This is a genomic window from Chitinimonas koreensis, assembly GCF_014353015.1.
Lineage (GTDB): Bacteria > Pseudomonadota > Gammaproteobacteria > Burkholderiales > Chitinimonadaceae > Chitinimonas > Chitinimonas koreensis.
This window is the reverse complement of sequence record NZ_CP060704.1, coordinates 4495757-4509624: the sequence shown is the minus strand read 5'-3', so window position 1 is coordinate 4509624 and position 13868 is coordinate 4495757. Positions and strand designations below refer to the sequence as shown.

The following is a 13868-nucleotide window of genomic DNA, read 5'->3' as shown; positions in this document are numbered from 1 at the left end:
AGGCGGCGCAGCTCCCGGACCCGGCCCTCACCTCTCGGCGCCTGGGCGCCACCGGATCGGGCCGTTCCCTTCCATCCCCTTTGTTGCGCTTGTTTTGTTCCGCAGTGCAGAACATAATTTCGCAATGCGAAACAGAATACCGTCGTGTCCCGGCGCTTGTAAAGTCGCCCCATCCCTCAAGTGGCTGTTTTTCCGATGATCGAACCCTTTCTCGCTCGCTGGCGCGGGCTGGCCGGCAATACCCGCGGCGTGCTGCTGGTGATGCTGGCCATGCTGTGCTGGTCGGTGCTCGACGCCTGCAACAAGGAGCTGATGCAGGCCGGCATCGCGCCCAACCAGGTGCTGTTCCTGCAGGCCACCGTGGTGCTGGCGATGATCGCGCCCGTTGCCCTGTGGAGCCGCGGCCGGCTGATCGCCACCCGCAAGCCGCAGTTCCACCTCTTGCGCGCGCTGTTCATCGTCACCTCGGCCTGGTGCGCCGCCTGGGCGGTCTCGCACCTGCCGCTGGCCGAGGCCAGCGCCTACCTGATGACCGCCTCGCTGTTCATGCTGCCGCTCGGCGTCTGGCTCTTGGGCGAGCAGCCGCACTGGCTGCGCTGGCTCGGCGTGCTGGTCGGCTTCGGCGGCGTGCTGGCCATCCTGCGGCCCGGCATCGGCGCCTTCCAGCCGGCCGCGCTGGTGGCGCTGTTCGGCGCCTTCATGGAAGCCATGCTCGGCGTGGTGCTGAAGAAGTACTCGGCCGACGAGACCGCCACCGCGGTGCTGACCTGGAGCCAGGTCGCCTGCTGGTTCACCTTCGGCCTGTTCAGCGATTTCGCGCTGCCGGCGGTGCCGATGCACTACTGGCTGCTGCTGCCGGTGATCGGCATCTCGGCGGCCGGCATCTACCTGTCGTATTTCCATGCCTACCGCGCTGGCGACGCCTCGGCAGTGGAGGCCGGCAGCTTCTCGCTGCTGCTGTTCAGCCCGGCACTGGGCTTCCTGTTCTTCGCCGAGGTGCCGGCGATGAGCTTCTGGCTCGGCGCGGGCCTCCTGGTGGCCGGCATCGCGCTGGTGATCGTCGAGCCGAGCGGCCATGCGGCCGGGGAGGGCAGCGATGAGCGATGAACACGACGGCGACCGCCTGTTCGTCACCGCGCTGGCGCGCGGGCTGGACGTGCTGGCGGCGTTCCGGGCCGGCGACCGGGCGCTCGGCAACACCGAGCTGGCGCAGCGTTGCGGCCTGCCCAAGTCGACCGTGTCGCGGCTCACCTACACCTTGTGCAAGCTCGGCTACCTGGCGACCGACGAGGCCGGCAAGTACCGGCCGGCGCCGGCGGTGCTGACGCTGGGCTATGCCGCGCTGGCCGGGCTCGATCTGCGCGAGCGGGCGCGCGAGCCGATGCGGCGGCTGTCGGAGGAGACCGGCCTGAGCGTGACGCTGGGCGTGCGCCAGGGCAGCCGGGTGGTCTACGTCGAGACCTGCCGCGCGCCGACGCGGGTCGGCATCCGGCTCGAGGTCGGCTCGACCGTGCCGCTGGCCACCACCGCGATCGGCCGCGCGCTGTACGTGGCGCTGCCGGCGGCCGAGCGGACGGCGGTCGAGGCGCTGCTGGCCGAGGAATACGGCCCGCGCTGGCCGAAGCTGGCCGAGCGGCTGGCGGCGGCGCGGGAGGAATGCGCCACGGCCGGCTTCTGCGCCTCCTACGGCGAATTCGAGCCCGACATCCACGCGGTGGCGGCGCCGATCGCCGGCAGCGCGCCGGCGATGGCGCTCAACTGCTCGGGCCCGGCCTACCGGCTGACGCCGGCGCGCTGGGCGGAGGAGATCGCGCCAAGGGTGGTGGAATTGGCGCGTTCGCTGGGCAGTTGAGTCGGTGTGAGGCGTAAGGGGTTAGGTGTGAGGTGTAACCCCATCCCCCTCCCGGCCTCCCCCTTTGAAGGGGGAGGAGGGGTGCAGCGCAGGTTCTATGGGCATCGATCGTCATTGCGTCGCTGCCCTGCTCCCTCCCCTTCAAGGGGAGGGTTGGGGTGGGGATGGGGTTACACCTAACCCCTCACCCCTCCCAGCCGTTATATAAACGACAGCACGATTGCCCCGCCAGCCCCCGCCGCGTCACAATCTCGGCCAGCCCGCTCAGCACCGGGCGGGGAGAATCGGATGGCGGCTTGGAGCATGGGACTGCGCAGCAAATCGCTGCTCGCGCTGGCGTTCGCCTGCCTGGTCGCGCTGGTCTGCGCCGGCCTGATCGGCTGGCAGGTGGTCGAGAACGTGCGCGAGCACTTCGGCCTCGCCTATGCGCGCAACTACACCCAGCTCAACCGGCAGAAGATCCTCGCGCCGGTCAGCCGCGAACTGGCGCTGTCGCTGCGCCTGGCCGATTCCGAAGTGGTGCGCCAGTGGCTGCTCGACGAGGACGACGCCGGCAAGCGCGCGCTGTTCTTCAAGGAGGTCGAGGGCTACCGCCGCGATTTTCTCGACCACTCCTGGTTCGTCATCGCCGATCCGACCCGCCACTACTACTTCGACGACGGCAAGGGCGACCGCGGCGCCGCGATGCAGGCGCCGCGCTACACGCTCAGGACCGACGAGAAGAACGACGCCTGGTATTTCGCCACGCTGCGCAACACCGGCCACTTCAATATCAACGTCGACTACGACCATGCGCTCAACGTCACCAAGGTGTGGATCAACGTGCTGGTGCGCGACGGCAGCCGCAAGATCGGCCTGGCCGGCACCGGCATCGACCTGACCCGCTTCCTGGCCGACTTCATCCGCCACGACGAGGCCGGCGTCACGCCGATGATCCTCGACCGCCAGGGCGCCATCCAGGCGCATCCCGACGCCAGCCTGATCGCGCTCAACTCGGCCACCGGCGCCGCGGTCCAGCAGCGCACCGTGTTCGACCAACTGCCGCTGGCGGCCGACCGCCACGCGCTGCGCACCGCCATGCAGGCGGCCGAGACCAGGCCCGGCGAGGTCGAGACCGCCTGGGTCGAGCTCGGCGGCCGGCGCCAGCTGCTGGCGCTCAGCTACATCCCCGAACTCAAGTGGCAAGTGCTCACCGCGGTCGACCTGCACGCGGCGCGGGTGATCGACACCAACTGGATCTGGCCGGTGGTGGCCGCCTTCGCCGCCATGATGGCGCTGCTGCTGGTCGGCTTCGGCCTGGCGGTCGAACGGCTGGTGCTGCGGCCGCTGCGGCGGCTGCAGCAGTCGGCCGGCGCGATCGCCGCCGGCCACTACGAGGTGGCGCTGCCGGCCGCCGGCAACGACGAGATCGGCGCGCTGAGCCGCGCCTTCGGCGTCATGGCCGACACGGTGCGGCGCCACACCGCCGAGCTGGAGCACAAGGTGCGCGAGCGCACCGCCGCGCTCGAGGCGGCCAACCAGGCGATGGCGGCGGCGCACAAGAAGATCGACGATTCGATCGACTACGCCAGCCTGATCCAGCGCGCCATCCTGCCCGACCACCAGCTGGTGCAGACGCTCGGCCCGCACCATTTCGTGCTGTGGCGGCCGCGCGACGTGGTCGGCGGCGACTTCTACGTGTTCCGCGCCGACGGCGACAACTGCCTGCTCGGGGTGGTCGACTGCGCCGGCCACGGCGTGCCGGGCGCGCTGATGACCATGCTGGCGCGCGCCGCGATCGACCATGCGATCGCCGAGGTCGGCCTGCGCTCGCCGGCCGCCGTGCTGGCGCGCACCGACGCCGCGATGCGGGCGATGCTGGCCGACGCCGAGCTGCCGCGCGGCATCGCCACCAATATGGACGCCGGTTTCTGCTATATCGATCGGGCCGCGGGGACGCTGCGCTTCGCCGGCGCCAAGATCTCGCTGTACTGGAGCGACGGCCAGGACATGGGCGAGCTGCGCGGCGGCCGCCGCGCGCTGGCCGACAAGCGCGTCGGCGAGTACGCCGATGCCGAGCTCGAGCTGGCCGCCGGCCGCACCTTCTACCTGGTCACCGACGGCTTCCTCGACCAGGCCGGCGGCGAGCACGGCTTCGGCTTCGGCAACCGGCGCTTCGCCGAGATGCTGCGCCAGCATGCCGGCCTGCCGCTCGAGCGCCAGGCCGAGGCTTTCGACGCCGCGCTGGCCGACTACCAGGGCGCGCTGCCGCAGCGCGACGACGTCACCCTGCTGTCGTTCCGCTTCGACTGAGGCCGGCGGCGATCAACGATTTCGAACCACAGGACGCGCGATGGACACCTCCGACCTGTACCAACTGCGGGAATACTTCAACCGCCAGCACATGCTGCTGTGCTTCAACGGACCGATTTCGCGCAGCCTGATCGAGGAGATCGGCAATGCGCTGAAGAATTACCTGCAGGCCGACCAGGCCCAACCCTCGGCAGCGATGGACGTGTTCGGGGTCTATATCGAGATGAGCCAGAACATCCGCCACTACGCGATCAGCCATGGCTACGACGAGCAGACCGCCTCGGCCACCGTGGTGATCGCGCGCGACGACGCCGGCCGCTACGTGGTCTCGGCCGGCAATCTGGTCGAGGTCGCCGACGGCCAGGCGCTGCTGGCCCGCGTGCAGGAGCTGGCCGGGCTCGACAAGGCCCAGCTCAAGGCGCGCTACAAGGAGCAGCTGCGCAAGCCACGCGAGGACGGCGTCGCCAGCGGCGCCGGCCTGGGCCTGATCGACATCGCCCGCAAGGCCGGCGCCCCCCTGTCCGCCAGCCTGGCCGAGCACCCCGACGGGCGCGCCTTCTTCAGCCTGCGCGCCGTCATTTGAACTTCACCCGGATTCCAGCGACCGTACCGACATGAGCGATCTTCATATTCCAGGCAGCCAGTCCACTCCCGTCATCGATGGCGATTGGGAGCGCGGCGTGCTGTCGATCTCGGGCGACTCCTATCCCGAGAACTCGTTCGAGCTGTTCGGCCCGATGCTGGGCTGGGTCGAGCGCTTCCTGGCCGAGCCGGAGCGCGCGCTCGCGCTCGAATTGCGGCTGATGTACCTCAACACCAGCAGCATCAAGGCGATGATGGACGTATTCGATATGCTCGAAGAGGCCTGGGCCGGCGGCCGCAACGTCTCGGTCGCCTGGCACTACGATCACCGCAACGAGCGGGTGGCCGACCTGGCCGGCGAGTTCAAGGAGGACTGCACGTTTCCGTTCGCCATCCTGCCCTACGGCAATTCGCCATGACCCGGGAAGACCGCCGCCTCGACGAGCTGATCGAGGCGTTGCTGGACGACGAGCAGTATCGCGACCACCCGCTGCGCGAGGCGCTGGCGCGGCTGTGGCACCAGAGCCGCGACCAGCTGACGCGGCTCGAGCGCATCTCGCGCATCTCGGACGGCTTCCAGACGCTGGCGCGCGAGAAGGAGCTGTCGCTGACCGAGCGCTACAACAAGCAGCTGCGCCAGCTCGAGAAGATCGCCCGCATCTCCGACCGCTACCAGCAGATGATGCGCGACCTGAACCTGGCCCTGAAGGAAGCGTCGACGCGCGACACGCTCACCGGCCTGGTCAACCGGCGCTTGCTGATGGACCGGCTGAAGGAAGAGACCGAGCGCGCCAACCGCAATGGCCAGCTGTATGCGCTGGCGATGCTCGACGTCGACCATTTCAAGCAGATCAACGACACCCATGGCCACGAGACCGGCGACCGCGTGCTGATCGAGATCGGCCGCGCGATGCAGGCCGAGCTGCGCGAATACGACGTGTGCGGCCGCTGGGGCGGCGAGGAATTCCTGATCATCCTGCCCGACACCGGCCTGCCCGCCGCGCAGATGGTGCTGGACCGGGTGCGTGACGGCATCCGCTCGCTGTCGGTGCGGATCGGCACCGAGGTGGTGTCGATCACCGCCAGCGCCGGCCTGACCAAGTTCCATGCCGGCGAGAGCTTCTCCGACACGGTCAACCGCGCCGACGCGGCCTTGCTGCGGGCGAAGCGGAACGGGCGGGATCGGCTGATCGTGGTGTGAGGTTCGCCGCGGTGTGGCTCACGTGAAAAGTGAAACGTGAGACGTGAAACGTGAAACGTGGACCCCACCCCCTCCCAGCCTCCCCCTTGAAGGGGAGGAGCAGGGCGCGCAAGGCTCGATCACCGGTGATCGTCAGACGTGTCGCAATGCAGCTCCCTCCCCTTCAAGGGGAGGGTTGGGGAGGGGATGGGGTCCACGTTTCACGTTTCACATTTCACCGCTTCTCTCACAGCCACCCCTTGTCCCGCGCGATCCGCGCCGCCTCCACCCGGTTCGCCGCGCCGAGCTTGCCGATCGCCTCGGACAGCTTGTTGCGCACCGTGCCCTCGCTCAGGTGGATCAGCTCGGCGATCTCGGCCGAGCTGCGGCCTTCGCCGGCCAGCCGCAGCACCTGGCGCTCGCGCTCGGTCAGCGGGTCGTCGCCGTCCCAGCCGGCCATCGCCAGCTCCGGGTCGATCGCGCGGCCGCCGGCCGCCACCCGGCGGATCGCGGCGGCCAGCTGTTCGCTCGGCGCGTCCTTGAGCAAATAGCCGGCCACGCCGGCCTCGAGCGCGCGGCGCAGGTAGCCGGCGCGGCCGAAGGTGGTCACGATCACCACCCGCGTCGGCCAGCCGCGCTCCTTCACCGTGCGGGCGACGTCGAGCCCGGTCAGCAGCGGCATCTCGATATCGGTCAGCAGCACGTCGGGCCGCAGCTGCTCGATCCGCTCGAGCGCGGCGCGGCCGTCGCCGGCCTCGCCGACCACGTCCAGATCGCCCTCGAGCCGCAGCAGCGCGGCCAGCGCGCCGCGCACGAGGGCCTGGTCTTCGGCGAGGACGATGCGGATGCGGGACATGGCGGCCGGGAAAATGAATGAAGGGGCACGAATCTTAGCGCGTCACGCCTGTAGGAGCGGCTTCAGCCGCGCATGCCCGGCATCGCGCCCGCCGTCGATTCGCGGCTGAAACCGTTCTGCGGAGACATCCCTGTAGGTCGGGCTTTATGCCCGCCGGCGCTGCCGTCAAGATCGCTGTCGGGTATCAAACCCGACCTATCTCGTTCGCGCGACGAACTTGCGGCCAGCAACGTATCTGCGCGCTCATCCGTGCGAACCGAGCACTCAGGTCTGCCCATGCCGTTCCAGCGCCCAAGCCACATGCTCGCGCACCAGCGCCGACGCGTCGTCGCGGCGCGACTGCAGTGCGGCCACCACGGCCGGCGTGGTCGGCGCGTTGCCGAGGCCGACCGCCAGGTTGCGCAGCCAGCGCTCGTGGCCGATGCGGAAGATCGCCGTGCCGGCCAGCCGGGTCTTGAACGCCGCCTCGTCCCAGCCGAACAGCTCGGCCAGGCTGACGTCGTCGAGCCCGTTGCGCACCGCGAAATCGGCCTCGGCGCTGTCGACCGCGAAGCGGTTCCACGGGCAGGTCAGCTGGCAGTCGTCGCAGCCGTAGACGCGGTTGCCGATCAGCGGCCGCAACTCTTCTGGGATCGCACCCTTCAGTTCGATGGTCAGGTAGGACACGCAGCGCCGCGCGTCGACGCGGTAGGGCGCCACGATCGCCTGGGTCGGGCAGACGTCGATGCAGCGCGTGCAGCGGCCGCAGTGCTCCTGCGGCAGGGGCGGGTCGATCGGCAGCGGCAGGTCGGTGAACAGCTCGCCGAGGAAGAAGAAGGAGCCGTGCTCGCGGCTCAGCAGCAGCGTGTGCTTGCCGCGCCAGCCGAGCCCGGCGCGCGCGGCGGCCTCGACCTCGAGCACCGGCGCCGAATCGACGAAGGCGCGGTAGCCGTGCGCGCCGATCTCGGCCTCGATCCGCTCGGCCAGTTTCTGTATGCGATTGCGCAGGACCTTGTGATAATCGCGGCCCAGCGCGTAGCGCGAGACGAAGGCGGCCTCGCCGTCGGCCAGCACCGCCTCGCTCGGCTTGGCGGCCGGCGGCCGGTAGTTCATGCGCAGCGAGATCACCCGCCGCGTGCCGGGCACCAGCTCGGCCGGCCGCGCGCGCTTGGCGCCGTGGGCGGCCATATAATCCATCTCGCCGTGGTGGCCGGCCTCGAGCCAGGCTGCGAGGCCCGTCTCGGCGGCGGCGCCGAGGTCGGCATCGCCGATCTGCGCCGCGTCGAATCCCAGTTCGCGCGCCCACCGCTTGATGCGGGCGGCCAGCGCGGACCAATCCCTTTCAGCGATGGATATATCCGGTTCATGCATGCTGCGAATCATACCCTGAGCGCCTGGCTGCCCGACGAGGCGGCCACGCTGGCGCTCGGCGAGACGCTGTCGGCCGGGCTGCGCGGCGGCCTGTCGGTCTGGCTCGAGGGCGACCTCGGCGCGGGCAAGACCACGCTCACCCGCGGCATGTTGCGCGGGCTCGGTTTCAAAGGCCGGGTGAAGAGCCCGACCTATACGCTGGTTGAACCTTACGTAGTTTCTAACTTAGAATTCCATCACTTTGATTTATATAGATTTGCAGATCCGCTCGAATGGGAGGATGCCGGCTTCCGGGAGTTGTTCAACCCGGCCAGCGTCTGCCTGGTCGAATGGCCGGACAAGGCGGCAGGCCTGCTGCCGTCGCCCGACTGGACCATCCGCCTGTCGCCGCAAGGCGAAGGCCGCCGCCTCGAGCTGATCGCAAGCACCGCTTTCGGAATCACATGTCTCGCATCCCTGACCGCTTTCGGCACGACCCGTCCCGCCGGCTGATGTTGCGCGGCGCGGTGGCGACGCTGCTGCTCGGCGTCGCGCCGCGCGTCCTCGCCGGCAGTGCCGTGGTGGCCGTGCGCGTCTGGCCGGCCAAGGCCTATACCCGCATCACCGTCGAATCGAGCGCGCCGCTCAAGTTCAACCAGTTCCTGGTGCCCGATCCGGCGCGGCTGGTGGTCGACCTCGACGGCGCCGACTGGGGCGACGAGCTGGCCCGCATCGGCGGCCGCATCGGCACCGAGGACCCCTACGTCAAGACGCTGCGCGCCGGCCGCTACAAGCCCGGCACGGTGCGGGTGGTGCTGGACCTCAAGACCGAGGTGAAGCCGCAGGTGTTCACGCTCGAGCCGTTCGGCGAATACCAGCACCGGCTGGTGATCGACCTCTACCCGGCCAAGCCGGAGGATCCGCTGCTGGGCCTCTTGGACGAGGACAAGGCGCTGGCCGCGCCGCAGCCGGCCCCGCCGCCCAGGCCCGAGCAGCCCGCCTTCGACGAGGGCAAGCCGATCGGGCGCGACAAGATCGACGTCAGCCGGCTGGTCACCATCGTGATCGACCCCGGCCACGGCGGCGAGGACCCGGGCGCGGTCGGCAAGGGCGGCACCTACGAGAAGACGGTGACGCTGGCGATCGGCAAGAAGCTCAAGGCGCTGATCGACCGCCAGCCCAATATGCGCGCGGTGCTGACGCGCGACGACGACTTCTTCGTGCCGCTGGGCCAGCGCGTGGTGAAGGCGCGCAAGGTCAACGCCGACCTGTTCATGTCGATCCACGCCGACGCCTTCGTCAAGCCCGATGCGCGCGGCTCGTCGGTGTTCGCCTTGTCGGAAGGCGGCGCCACCAGCACCGCGGCCAAGTGGCTGGCCAAGACCCAGAACGAGTCGGACCTGATCGGCGGCGTGCGGCTGGACGTGAAGGACCCCTACCTGGCCCACACGCTGTTCGACCTGACCCAGACCGCCACCATCAACGACAGCCTCAAGTTCGGCCGGGTGATGCTGACCGAGCTCGGCGAGATCAACCGGCTGCACAAGGGCCAGGTCGAGCAGGCCGGCTTCGCCGTGCTGAAGTCGCCCGACATCCCGTCGATCCTGGTCGAGACGGCCTTCATCTCCAATCCGGAAGAGGAGAAGAAGCTGGCCGACGACGGCTACCAGGACAAGATGGCCGAGACGCTGCTCAAGGGCATCCGCCGCTACCTGGCCAAGAATCCGCCGCTGGCCCGCAGCAAGCTCGCCTAGGGATTTGCTCCACCTTGTGTTTTGATCGACCGTCTGCGCAGCGCCCGGCAAAGCCGGGCGTTTTCTCTTGGTGAACGCTCGAACCACGGCGAGCCCTGATCCAACCCGACTCCCCCGCCCTCGCCGCCGCGAGGGGGCCTCGCTAGCGCTCGTCAGTGAGCCGATGAACCTGCGGGAGCCGCTTCCTCCTCTATCCAGGCTGCGTTACCGGTATTCCATGTAGTAGACCTATCCAGTGGATCAGGGGCATCCGGGCGCGCTGGTATACTGGCGCCTTCCCCGCTGCACCCCCCCACGCCATGTCCCGCATCCGCGCCTTGCCCGACCATCTCGTCAACCAGATCGCCGCCGGCGAAGTCGTCGAGCGGCCCGCGTCCGCGCTGAAGGAACTGCTCGAGAACAGCCTCGACGCCGGCGCGCTGACGCTGACGGTCGAGCTGGCCGAGGGCGGCACCAAGCTGATCCGGGTGACCGACGACGGCGGCGGCATCGACCGCGAGGATCTGGCGCTGGCGCTGAGCCGCCACGCCACCAGCAAGATCGCCAGCCTGGAAGACCTGCAGCGCGTGAGGAGCCTCGGCTTCCGCGGCGAAGGGCTGGCCAGCATCGCCTCGGTGTCGCAGCTGGTGCTGACCAGCCGCGCCGCCGATGGCGACAAGGCCTGGCGCGTGAGCGCCGACAACGGCAGCATCCACGAGCCCGAGCCGGCCGCGCTGGCCGCCGGCACCGTGGTCGAGGTGCGCGACCTGTTCTTCAACGTGCCGGCCCGCCGCCGCTTCCTCAAGACGCCGGCGACCGAGTACGCCCATTGCGACGACGTGTTCAAGCGCATCGCGCTGTCGCGGCCCGACCTCGGCCTGACCCTGATCCACAACGGCAAGGCGCAGTGGCGGCTCAAGCCCGAGTCGCCGGCCGAGCGCATGCGCGCGGTGCTCGGCAACGAGTTCGCCGACAGCATGCTGCCGCTCGAAGCGGCGGCGGCGAGCCTCAGGCTCAGCGGCTTCGCCGGTTCGCCGACGGTGTCGCGCGCCGGCCGCGATGCCCAGTTCGTCTTCGTCAACGGCCGCTTCGTGCGCGACAAGGTGGTGCTGCACGCGGTGCGCGAGGCCTACCGCGACGTGCTGCACCTCGACCGCCAGCCGCTCTACGTGCTGTTCATCGAGCTCGAGCCCGAGTCGGTCGACGTCAACGTGCATCCGACCAAGACCGAGGTGCGCTTCCGCGAGTCGCAGGCCATCCACCGCTTCCTGTTCCATGCGCTGCACAAGGCGCTGGCCGAGACGCGCGCCGGCGCGCAGGCCGCTGCCGAGGGCGAAGCGCCCGCCGACGGTACGGCCGCGGCGCAGCCGTTCGCGGCGCCGTCGCCGGCGGCGCCGACCGCGCCGGCCTGGCGCTACGAGCAGACCCGGATGCCGTTCGGCGCGGTGCGCGAGCGCGGCGGCAGCGATTTCTACAGCACGCTGTTCGCCGGCGCGCGCGAGGCCGAGCGTCCTGTCGCGGCCGGTGGTGCGTCGCTCGGCAATGTGGCCGATGGGCAGGGCCGAGTACCTGCCGACTTCGTCGCGACGGGTTTCGCGGCCGCGAGTGCCGCAGCGCCGCAGCGCCTGCCCAGCGACAATGAAGATGGCTTCCCGCCGCTCGGCTTCGCGCTGGCGCAGCTGCACGGCGTCTACGTGCTGAGCCAGGCGCGCGAAGGCCTGATCGTGGTCGACATGCATGCCGCCCACGAACGCGTGGTGTACGAGAAGCTGAAGACCGCGCTGGACGCCGACGAACTGCCGACCCAGCCGCTGCTGATCCCGCTGGCCTTCCCGGCCGACCGGCTCGACGTCGCCACCGTCGAGGAGCACGCCGACACGCTGGCGCGGCTCGGCTTCGAGATGGCGGTGATGGGCCCGAACCAGCTGGCGGTGCGGGCGATCCCGATGCTGCTGCGCGACGCCGATCCGATCGAGCTGGCGCGCGCGGTGCTGGCCGACATCCGCGAGGTCGGCATGAGCCGGGTGCTGACCGAGCGGCGCGACGAGCTGCTGGCCAGCATGGCCTGCCACGGCGCGGTGCGCGCCAACCGCAGCCTGACGCTGCCCGAGATGAACGCCTTGCTGCGCGAGATGGAGGCGACCGAGCGTTCGGGCCAGTGCAATCACGGCCGACCGACCTGGTTCCGGCTGACCATGGGCGAACTCGACAAACTGTTCATGCGGGGCCAGTGATGGACCCGGTCGTGCTGGTCAAACTGTTCGCCGCGCCGGCGCTGATCGGCCTCGCCAGCCTCGCCGGCAAACGCTGGGGGCCGAACCTGGCCGGCCTCCTGGGCGGCCTGCCGCTGGTCGGCGGCCCGGTGGTGCTGACGCTGTGGCTCAGCCACGGCGCCGACTATGCGCGCGAGGTCGCGCTGGCGGCGCCGGTCGGCGTCTGGGCCAATGTCGCCTACATGCTGCTGGTCGGCCATGCCAGCGCGCGCTGGCGCTGGCCCGGTGCGATCGCCGCCGGCTGGCTCGGCTACCTGGCGCTGGCCTTCGCCCTCAACTTCGCCGGCCTGGCGCATGCCTACTGGCTCGGCTTCGCCGTGCTGCCGGGGCTGTGGCTGGCCGCCACGCGCTGGCTGCCGCGGCCGAGCGCGCCGCCGGTGCCGGCCCACCTGCCGCGCGTCGAGATCGTCACCCGCATGCTGGCCGCCGCCGCGCTGGTCAGCTCGCTCACCTATGCCGCCACCTGGTTCGGTCCGACGCTGACCGGCGTGTTCACCGGCGCGCCGGTGGCCGCCACCGTGATCCCGGCCTTCACCTTCGCCAACGCCGGCCGCGATGCGCTGCTGCTGGCGCTGCGCGGTTTCCTCACCGGACTGATGGGCTTCGCGGTGTTCTTCTACGCGCTCGGCTTCGGCATCCCGCTGCTCGGCGTCGGCGCGCTGGCGCCGGCCCTGGCGGCCGGCCTCGCGGTCGGTTTCGTCGCCAGCCACCTGGCGAGGCGCGGCTCGTGAGCGCGCTGCCGCCCGCCGTCTTCCTGATGGGCCCGACCGCCAGCGGCAAGACCGCGCTGGCGGTGGAGCTGGCCCAGCGTCATCCGGTCGAGCTGATCTCGGTCGATTCGGCGCTGGTCTACCGCGGTATGGACATCGGTACCGCCAAGCCCGATGCCGCCACGCTGGCGGTCGCGCCGCACCACCTGATCGACGTGATCGACCCGACCGAGCGCTACTCGGCCGCCCAGTTCCGTGCCGACGCGTTGCGGCTGATGGCCGAGATCACCGCGCGCGGCAAGGTGCCGCTGCTGGTCGGCGGCACCATGCTGTACTTCAATGCGCTGGAGCAGGGCCTGCACGACCTGCCCTCGGCCGACTCGGCGATCCGCGAGCAGCTGGAGCGGGATGCCGCGCGGCTGGGCTGGCCGGCCATGCACGCGCGACTGGCCGAGCTCGACCCGCCCACGGCGGCGCGGCTGTCGCCCAACGACAGCCAGCGGGTGGGGCGGGCGTTGGAGATCTTCCTGGTCAGCGGCCGGCCGATGTCGGACTGGCTGGCCGAGCAGAGCAACGAGCGCCTGCCGTACGCGCTGAAGAAGTTCGCGCTGCTGCCCGACGACCGGGCGGTGCTGCACGAGCGCATCGCGCTGCGCTTCGAGCAGATGCTGGCCGACGGCCTGGTCGACGAGGTCGCCGCGCTGCGCGCGCGCTACCGGCTCGATCCCGATCTGCCGTCGATGCGCTGCGTCGGCTATCGCCAGGCCTGGCAGTTCCTCGACGGCGAACTCGACCGCCAGGGCCTGCGCGATACCGGCGTCTATGCCACGCGGCAGCTGGCCAAGCGGCAGATCACCTGGCTGCGGCGGCAGATGGACGAATTCGAGCGGGTCGAGCCGGGCGAGACCGGCCGGATCGCGGCCGCGCTGTCCTGACGGGCTGGCGTCGCAACCCGCGCACCGGCCCGGCTTGCGCGCCAATGAAAAAACCCACGGCCGAGGCCGTGGGTTTCAGTTTGCTGCGGCAGCCGTCGCTGCGGCAGCCGTTGCTGCGGCAGCCGT

13 protein-coding genes are annotated in these 13868 nt (G+C 70.2%); 11 read left to right on the top strand and 2 right to left on the bottom strand.

What is annotated here, in order from left to right; genetic code table 11:
• Positions 1 to 195: 195 nt before the first annotated feature.
• From H9L41_RS18950 to siaD, 6 genes are all read left to right on the top strand, one after another.
• Positions 196 to 1107, top strand: coding sequence for a DMT family transporter (locus H9L41_RS18950; protein WP_028445087.1), 912 nt, complete (start codon positions 196 to 198; stop codon positions 1105 to 1107).
• Positions 1097 to 1852, top strand: a complete 756-nt coding sequence (locus tag H9L41_RS18945; protein ID WP_028445088.1) for an IclR family transcriptional regulator — start codon at positions 1097 to 1099, stop codon at positions 1850 to 1852. The genes H9L41_RS18950 and H9L41_RS18945 overlap by 11 nt, the downstream gene beginning before the upstream one ends.
• A gap of 288 nt (positions 1853 to 2140) precedes the next feature.
• A complete protein-coding gene (gene siaA / locus H9L41_RS18940; protein ID WP_028445089.1) occupies positions 2141 to 4144 on the top strand; it encodes a biofilm regulation protein phosphatase SiaA in 2004 nt (667 codons plus the stop codon).
• 40 nt (positions 4145 to 4184) lie between these two features.
• Positions 4185 to 4727, top strand: a complete 543-nt coding sequence (siaB, locus tag H9L41_RS18935; RefSeq protein ID WP_028445090.1) for a biofilm regulation protein kinase SiaB — start codon at positions 4185 to 4187, stop codon at positions 4725 to 4727.
• Positions 4728 to 4758: 31 nt separating this feature from the next.
• Positions 4759 to 5145, top strand: coding sequence for a biofilm regulation phosphoprotein SiaC (gene siaC / locus H9L41_RS18930; RefSeq protein WP_028445091.1), 387 nt, complete (start codon positions 4759 to 4761; stop codon positions 5143 to 5145).
• A complete protein-coding gene (gene siaD / locus H9L41_RS18925) occupies positions 5142 to 5927 on the top strand; it encodes a biofilm regulation diguanylate cyclase SiaD (protein ID WP_028445092.1) in 786 nt (261 codons plus the stop codon). The genes siaC and siaD overlap by 4 nt, the downstream gene beginning before the upstream one ends.
• A 226-nt stretch (positions 5928 to 6153) precedes the next feature.
• On the opposite strand, the gene H9L41_RS18920 is transcribed toward siaD, so the two are convergent.
• On the bottom strand, positions 6154 to 6762 hold the full coding sequence (locus H9L41_RS18920) for a response regulator transcription factor (protein ID WP_028445093.1): 609 nt from the start codon (positions 6760 to 6762) through the stop codon (positions 6154 to 6156).
• 264 nt (positions 6763 to 7026) lie between these two features.
• Entirely contained in the window at positions 7027 to 8013 is a 987-nt protein-coding gene (queG, locus tag H9L41_RS18915) for a tRNA epoxyqueuosine(34) reductase QueG (RefSeq protein ID WP_373282124.1), read from the bottom strand.
• Between queG and tsaE the strand changes: the two genes are divergently transcribed.
• From tsaE to miaA, 5 genes are all read left to right on the top strand, one after another.
• Positions 7945 to 8604 carry a tRNA (adenosine(37)-N6)-threonylcarbamoyltransferase complex ATPase subunit type 1 TsaE gene (gene tsaE, locus H9L41_RS18910; protein WP_373278936.1) on the top strand — a complete coding sequence of 220 codons (660 nt, stop codon included), beginning with the start codon at positions 7945 to 7947 and terminating at the stop codon, positions 8602 to 8604. The genes queG and tsaE overlap by 69 nt on opposite strands.
• On the top strand, positions 8556 to 9845 hold the full coding sequence (locus H9L41_RS18905; RefSeq protein ID WP_051318768.1) for an N-acetylmuramoyl-L-alanine amidase: 1290 nt from the start codon (positions 8556 to 8558) through the stop codon (positions 9843 to 9845). Before tsaE ends, H9L41_RS18905 begins: the two co-directional genes overlap by 49 nt.
• A gap of 299 nt (positions 9846 to 10144) precedes the next feature.
• Positions 10145 to 12058, top strand: a complete 1914-nt coding sequence (mutL, locus tag H9L41_RS18900; RefSeq protein WP_028445097.1) for a DNA mismatch repair endonuclease MutL — start codon at positions 10145 to 10147, stop codon at positions 12056 to 12058.
• An 11-nt stretch (positions 12059 to 12069) separates the two neighbouring features.
• Positions 12070 to 12828 carry a hypothetical protein gene (locus H9L41_RS18895; protein WP_157461874.1) on the top strand — a complete coding sequence of 253 codons (759 nt, stop codon included), beginning with the start codon at positions 12070 to 12072 and terminating at the stop codon, positions 12826 to 12828.
• Positions 12825 to 13742, top strand: a complete 918-nt coding sequence (gene miaA / locus H9L41_RS18890) for a tRNA (adenosine(37)-N6)-dimethylallyltransferase MiaA (protein WP_084299884.1) — start codon at positions 12825 to 12827, stop codon at positions 13740 to 13742. Before H9L41_RS18895 ends, miaA begins: the two co-directional genes overlap by 4 nt.
• Positions 13743 to 13868 lie beyond the last annotated feature (126 nt).

What these genes read in the sequence shown, in the direction of transcription:
- H9L41_RS18950 (WP_028445087.1), top strand. Translation starts at nt 196, where the DNA reads ATGATCGAACCCTTTCTCGCTCGCTGGCGCGGGCTGGCCGGCAATACC.
- H9L41_RS18945 (WP_028445088.1), top strand. Translation starts at nt 1,097, where the DNA reads ATGAGCGATGAACACGACGGCGACCGCCTGTTCGTCACCGCGCTGGCG.
- siaA (WP_028445089.1), top strand. Translation starts at nt 2,141, where the DNA reads ATGGCGGCTTGGAGCATGGGACTGCGCAGCAAATCGCTGCTCGCGCTG.
- siaB (WP_028445090.1), top strand. Translation starts at nt 4,185, where the DNA reads ATGGACACCTCCGACCTGTACCAACTGCGGGAATACTTCAACCGCCAG.
- siaC (WP_028445091.1), top strand. Translation starts at nt 4,759, where the DNA reads ATGAGCGATCTTCATATTCCAGGCAGCCAGTCCACTCCCGTCATCGAT.
- siaD (WP_028445092.1), top strand. Translation starts at nt 5,142, where the DNA reads ATGACCCGGGAAGACCGCCGCCTCGACGAGCTGATCGAGGCGTTGCTG.
- H9L41_RS18920 (WP_028445093.1), bottom strand. Translation starts at nt 6,762, where the DNA reads ATGTCCCGCATCCGCATCGTCCTCGCCGAAGACCAGGCCCTCGTGCGC.
- H9L41_RS18905 (WP_051318768.1), top strand. Translation starts at nt 8,556, where the DNA reads ATGTCTCGCATCCCTGACCGCTTTCGGCACGACCCGTCCCGCCGGCTG.
- mutL (WP_028445097.1), top strand. Translation starts at nt 10,145, where the DNA reads ATGTCCCGCATCCGCGCCTTGCCCGACCATCTCGTCAACCAGATCGCC.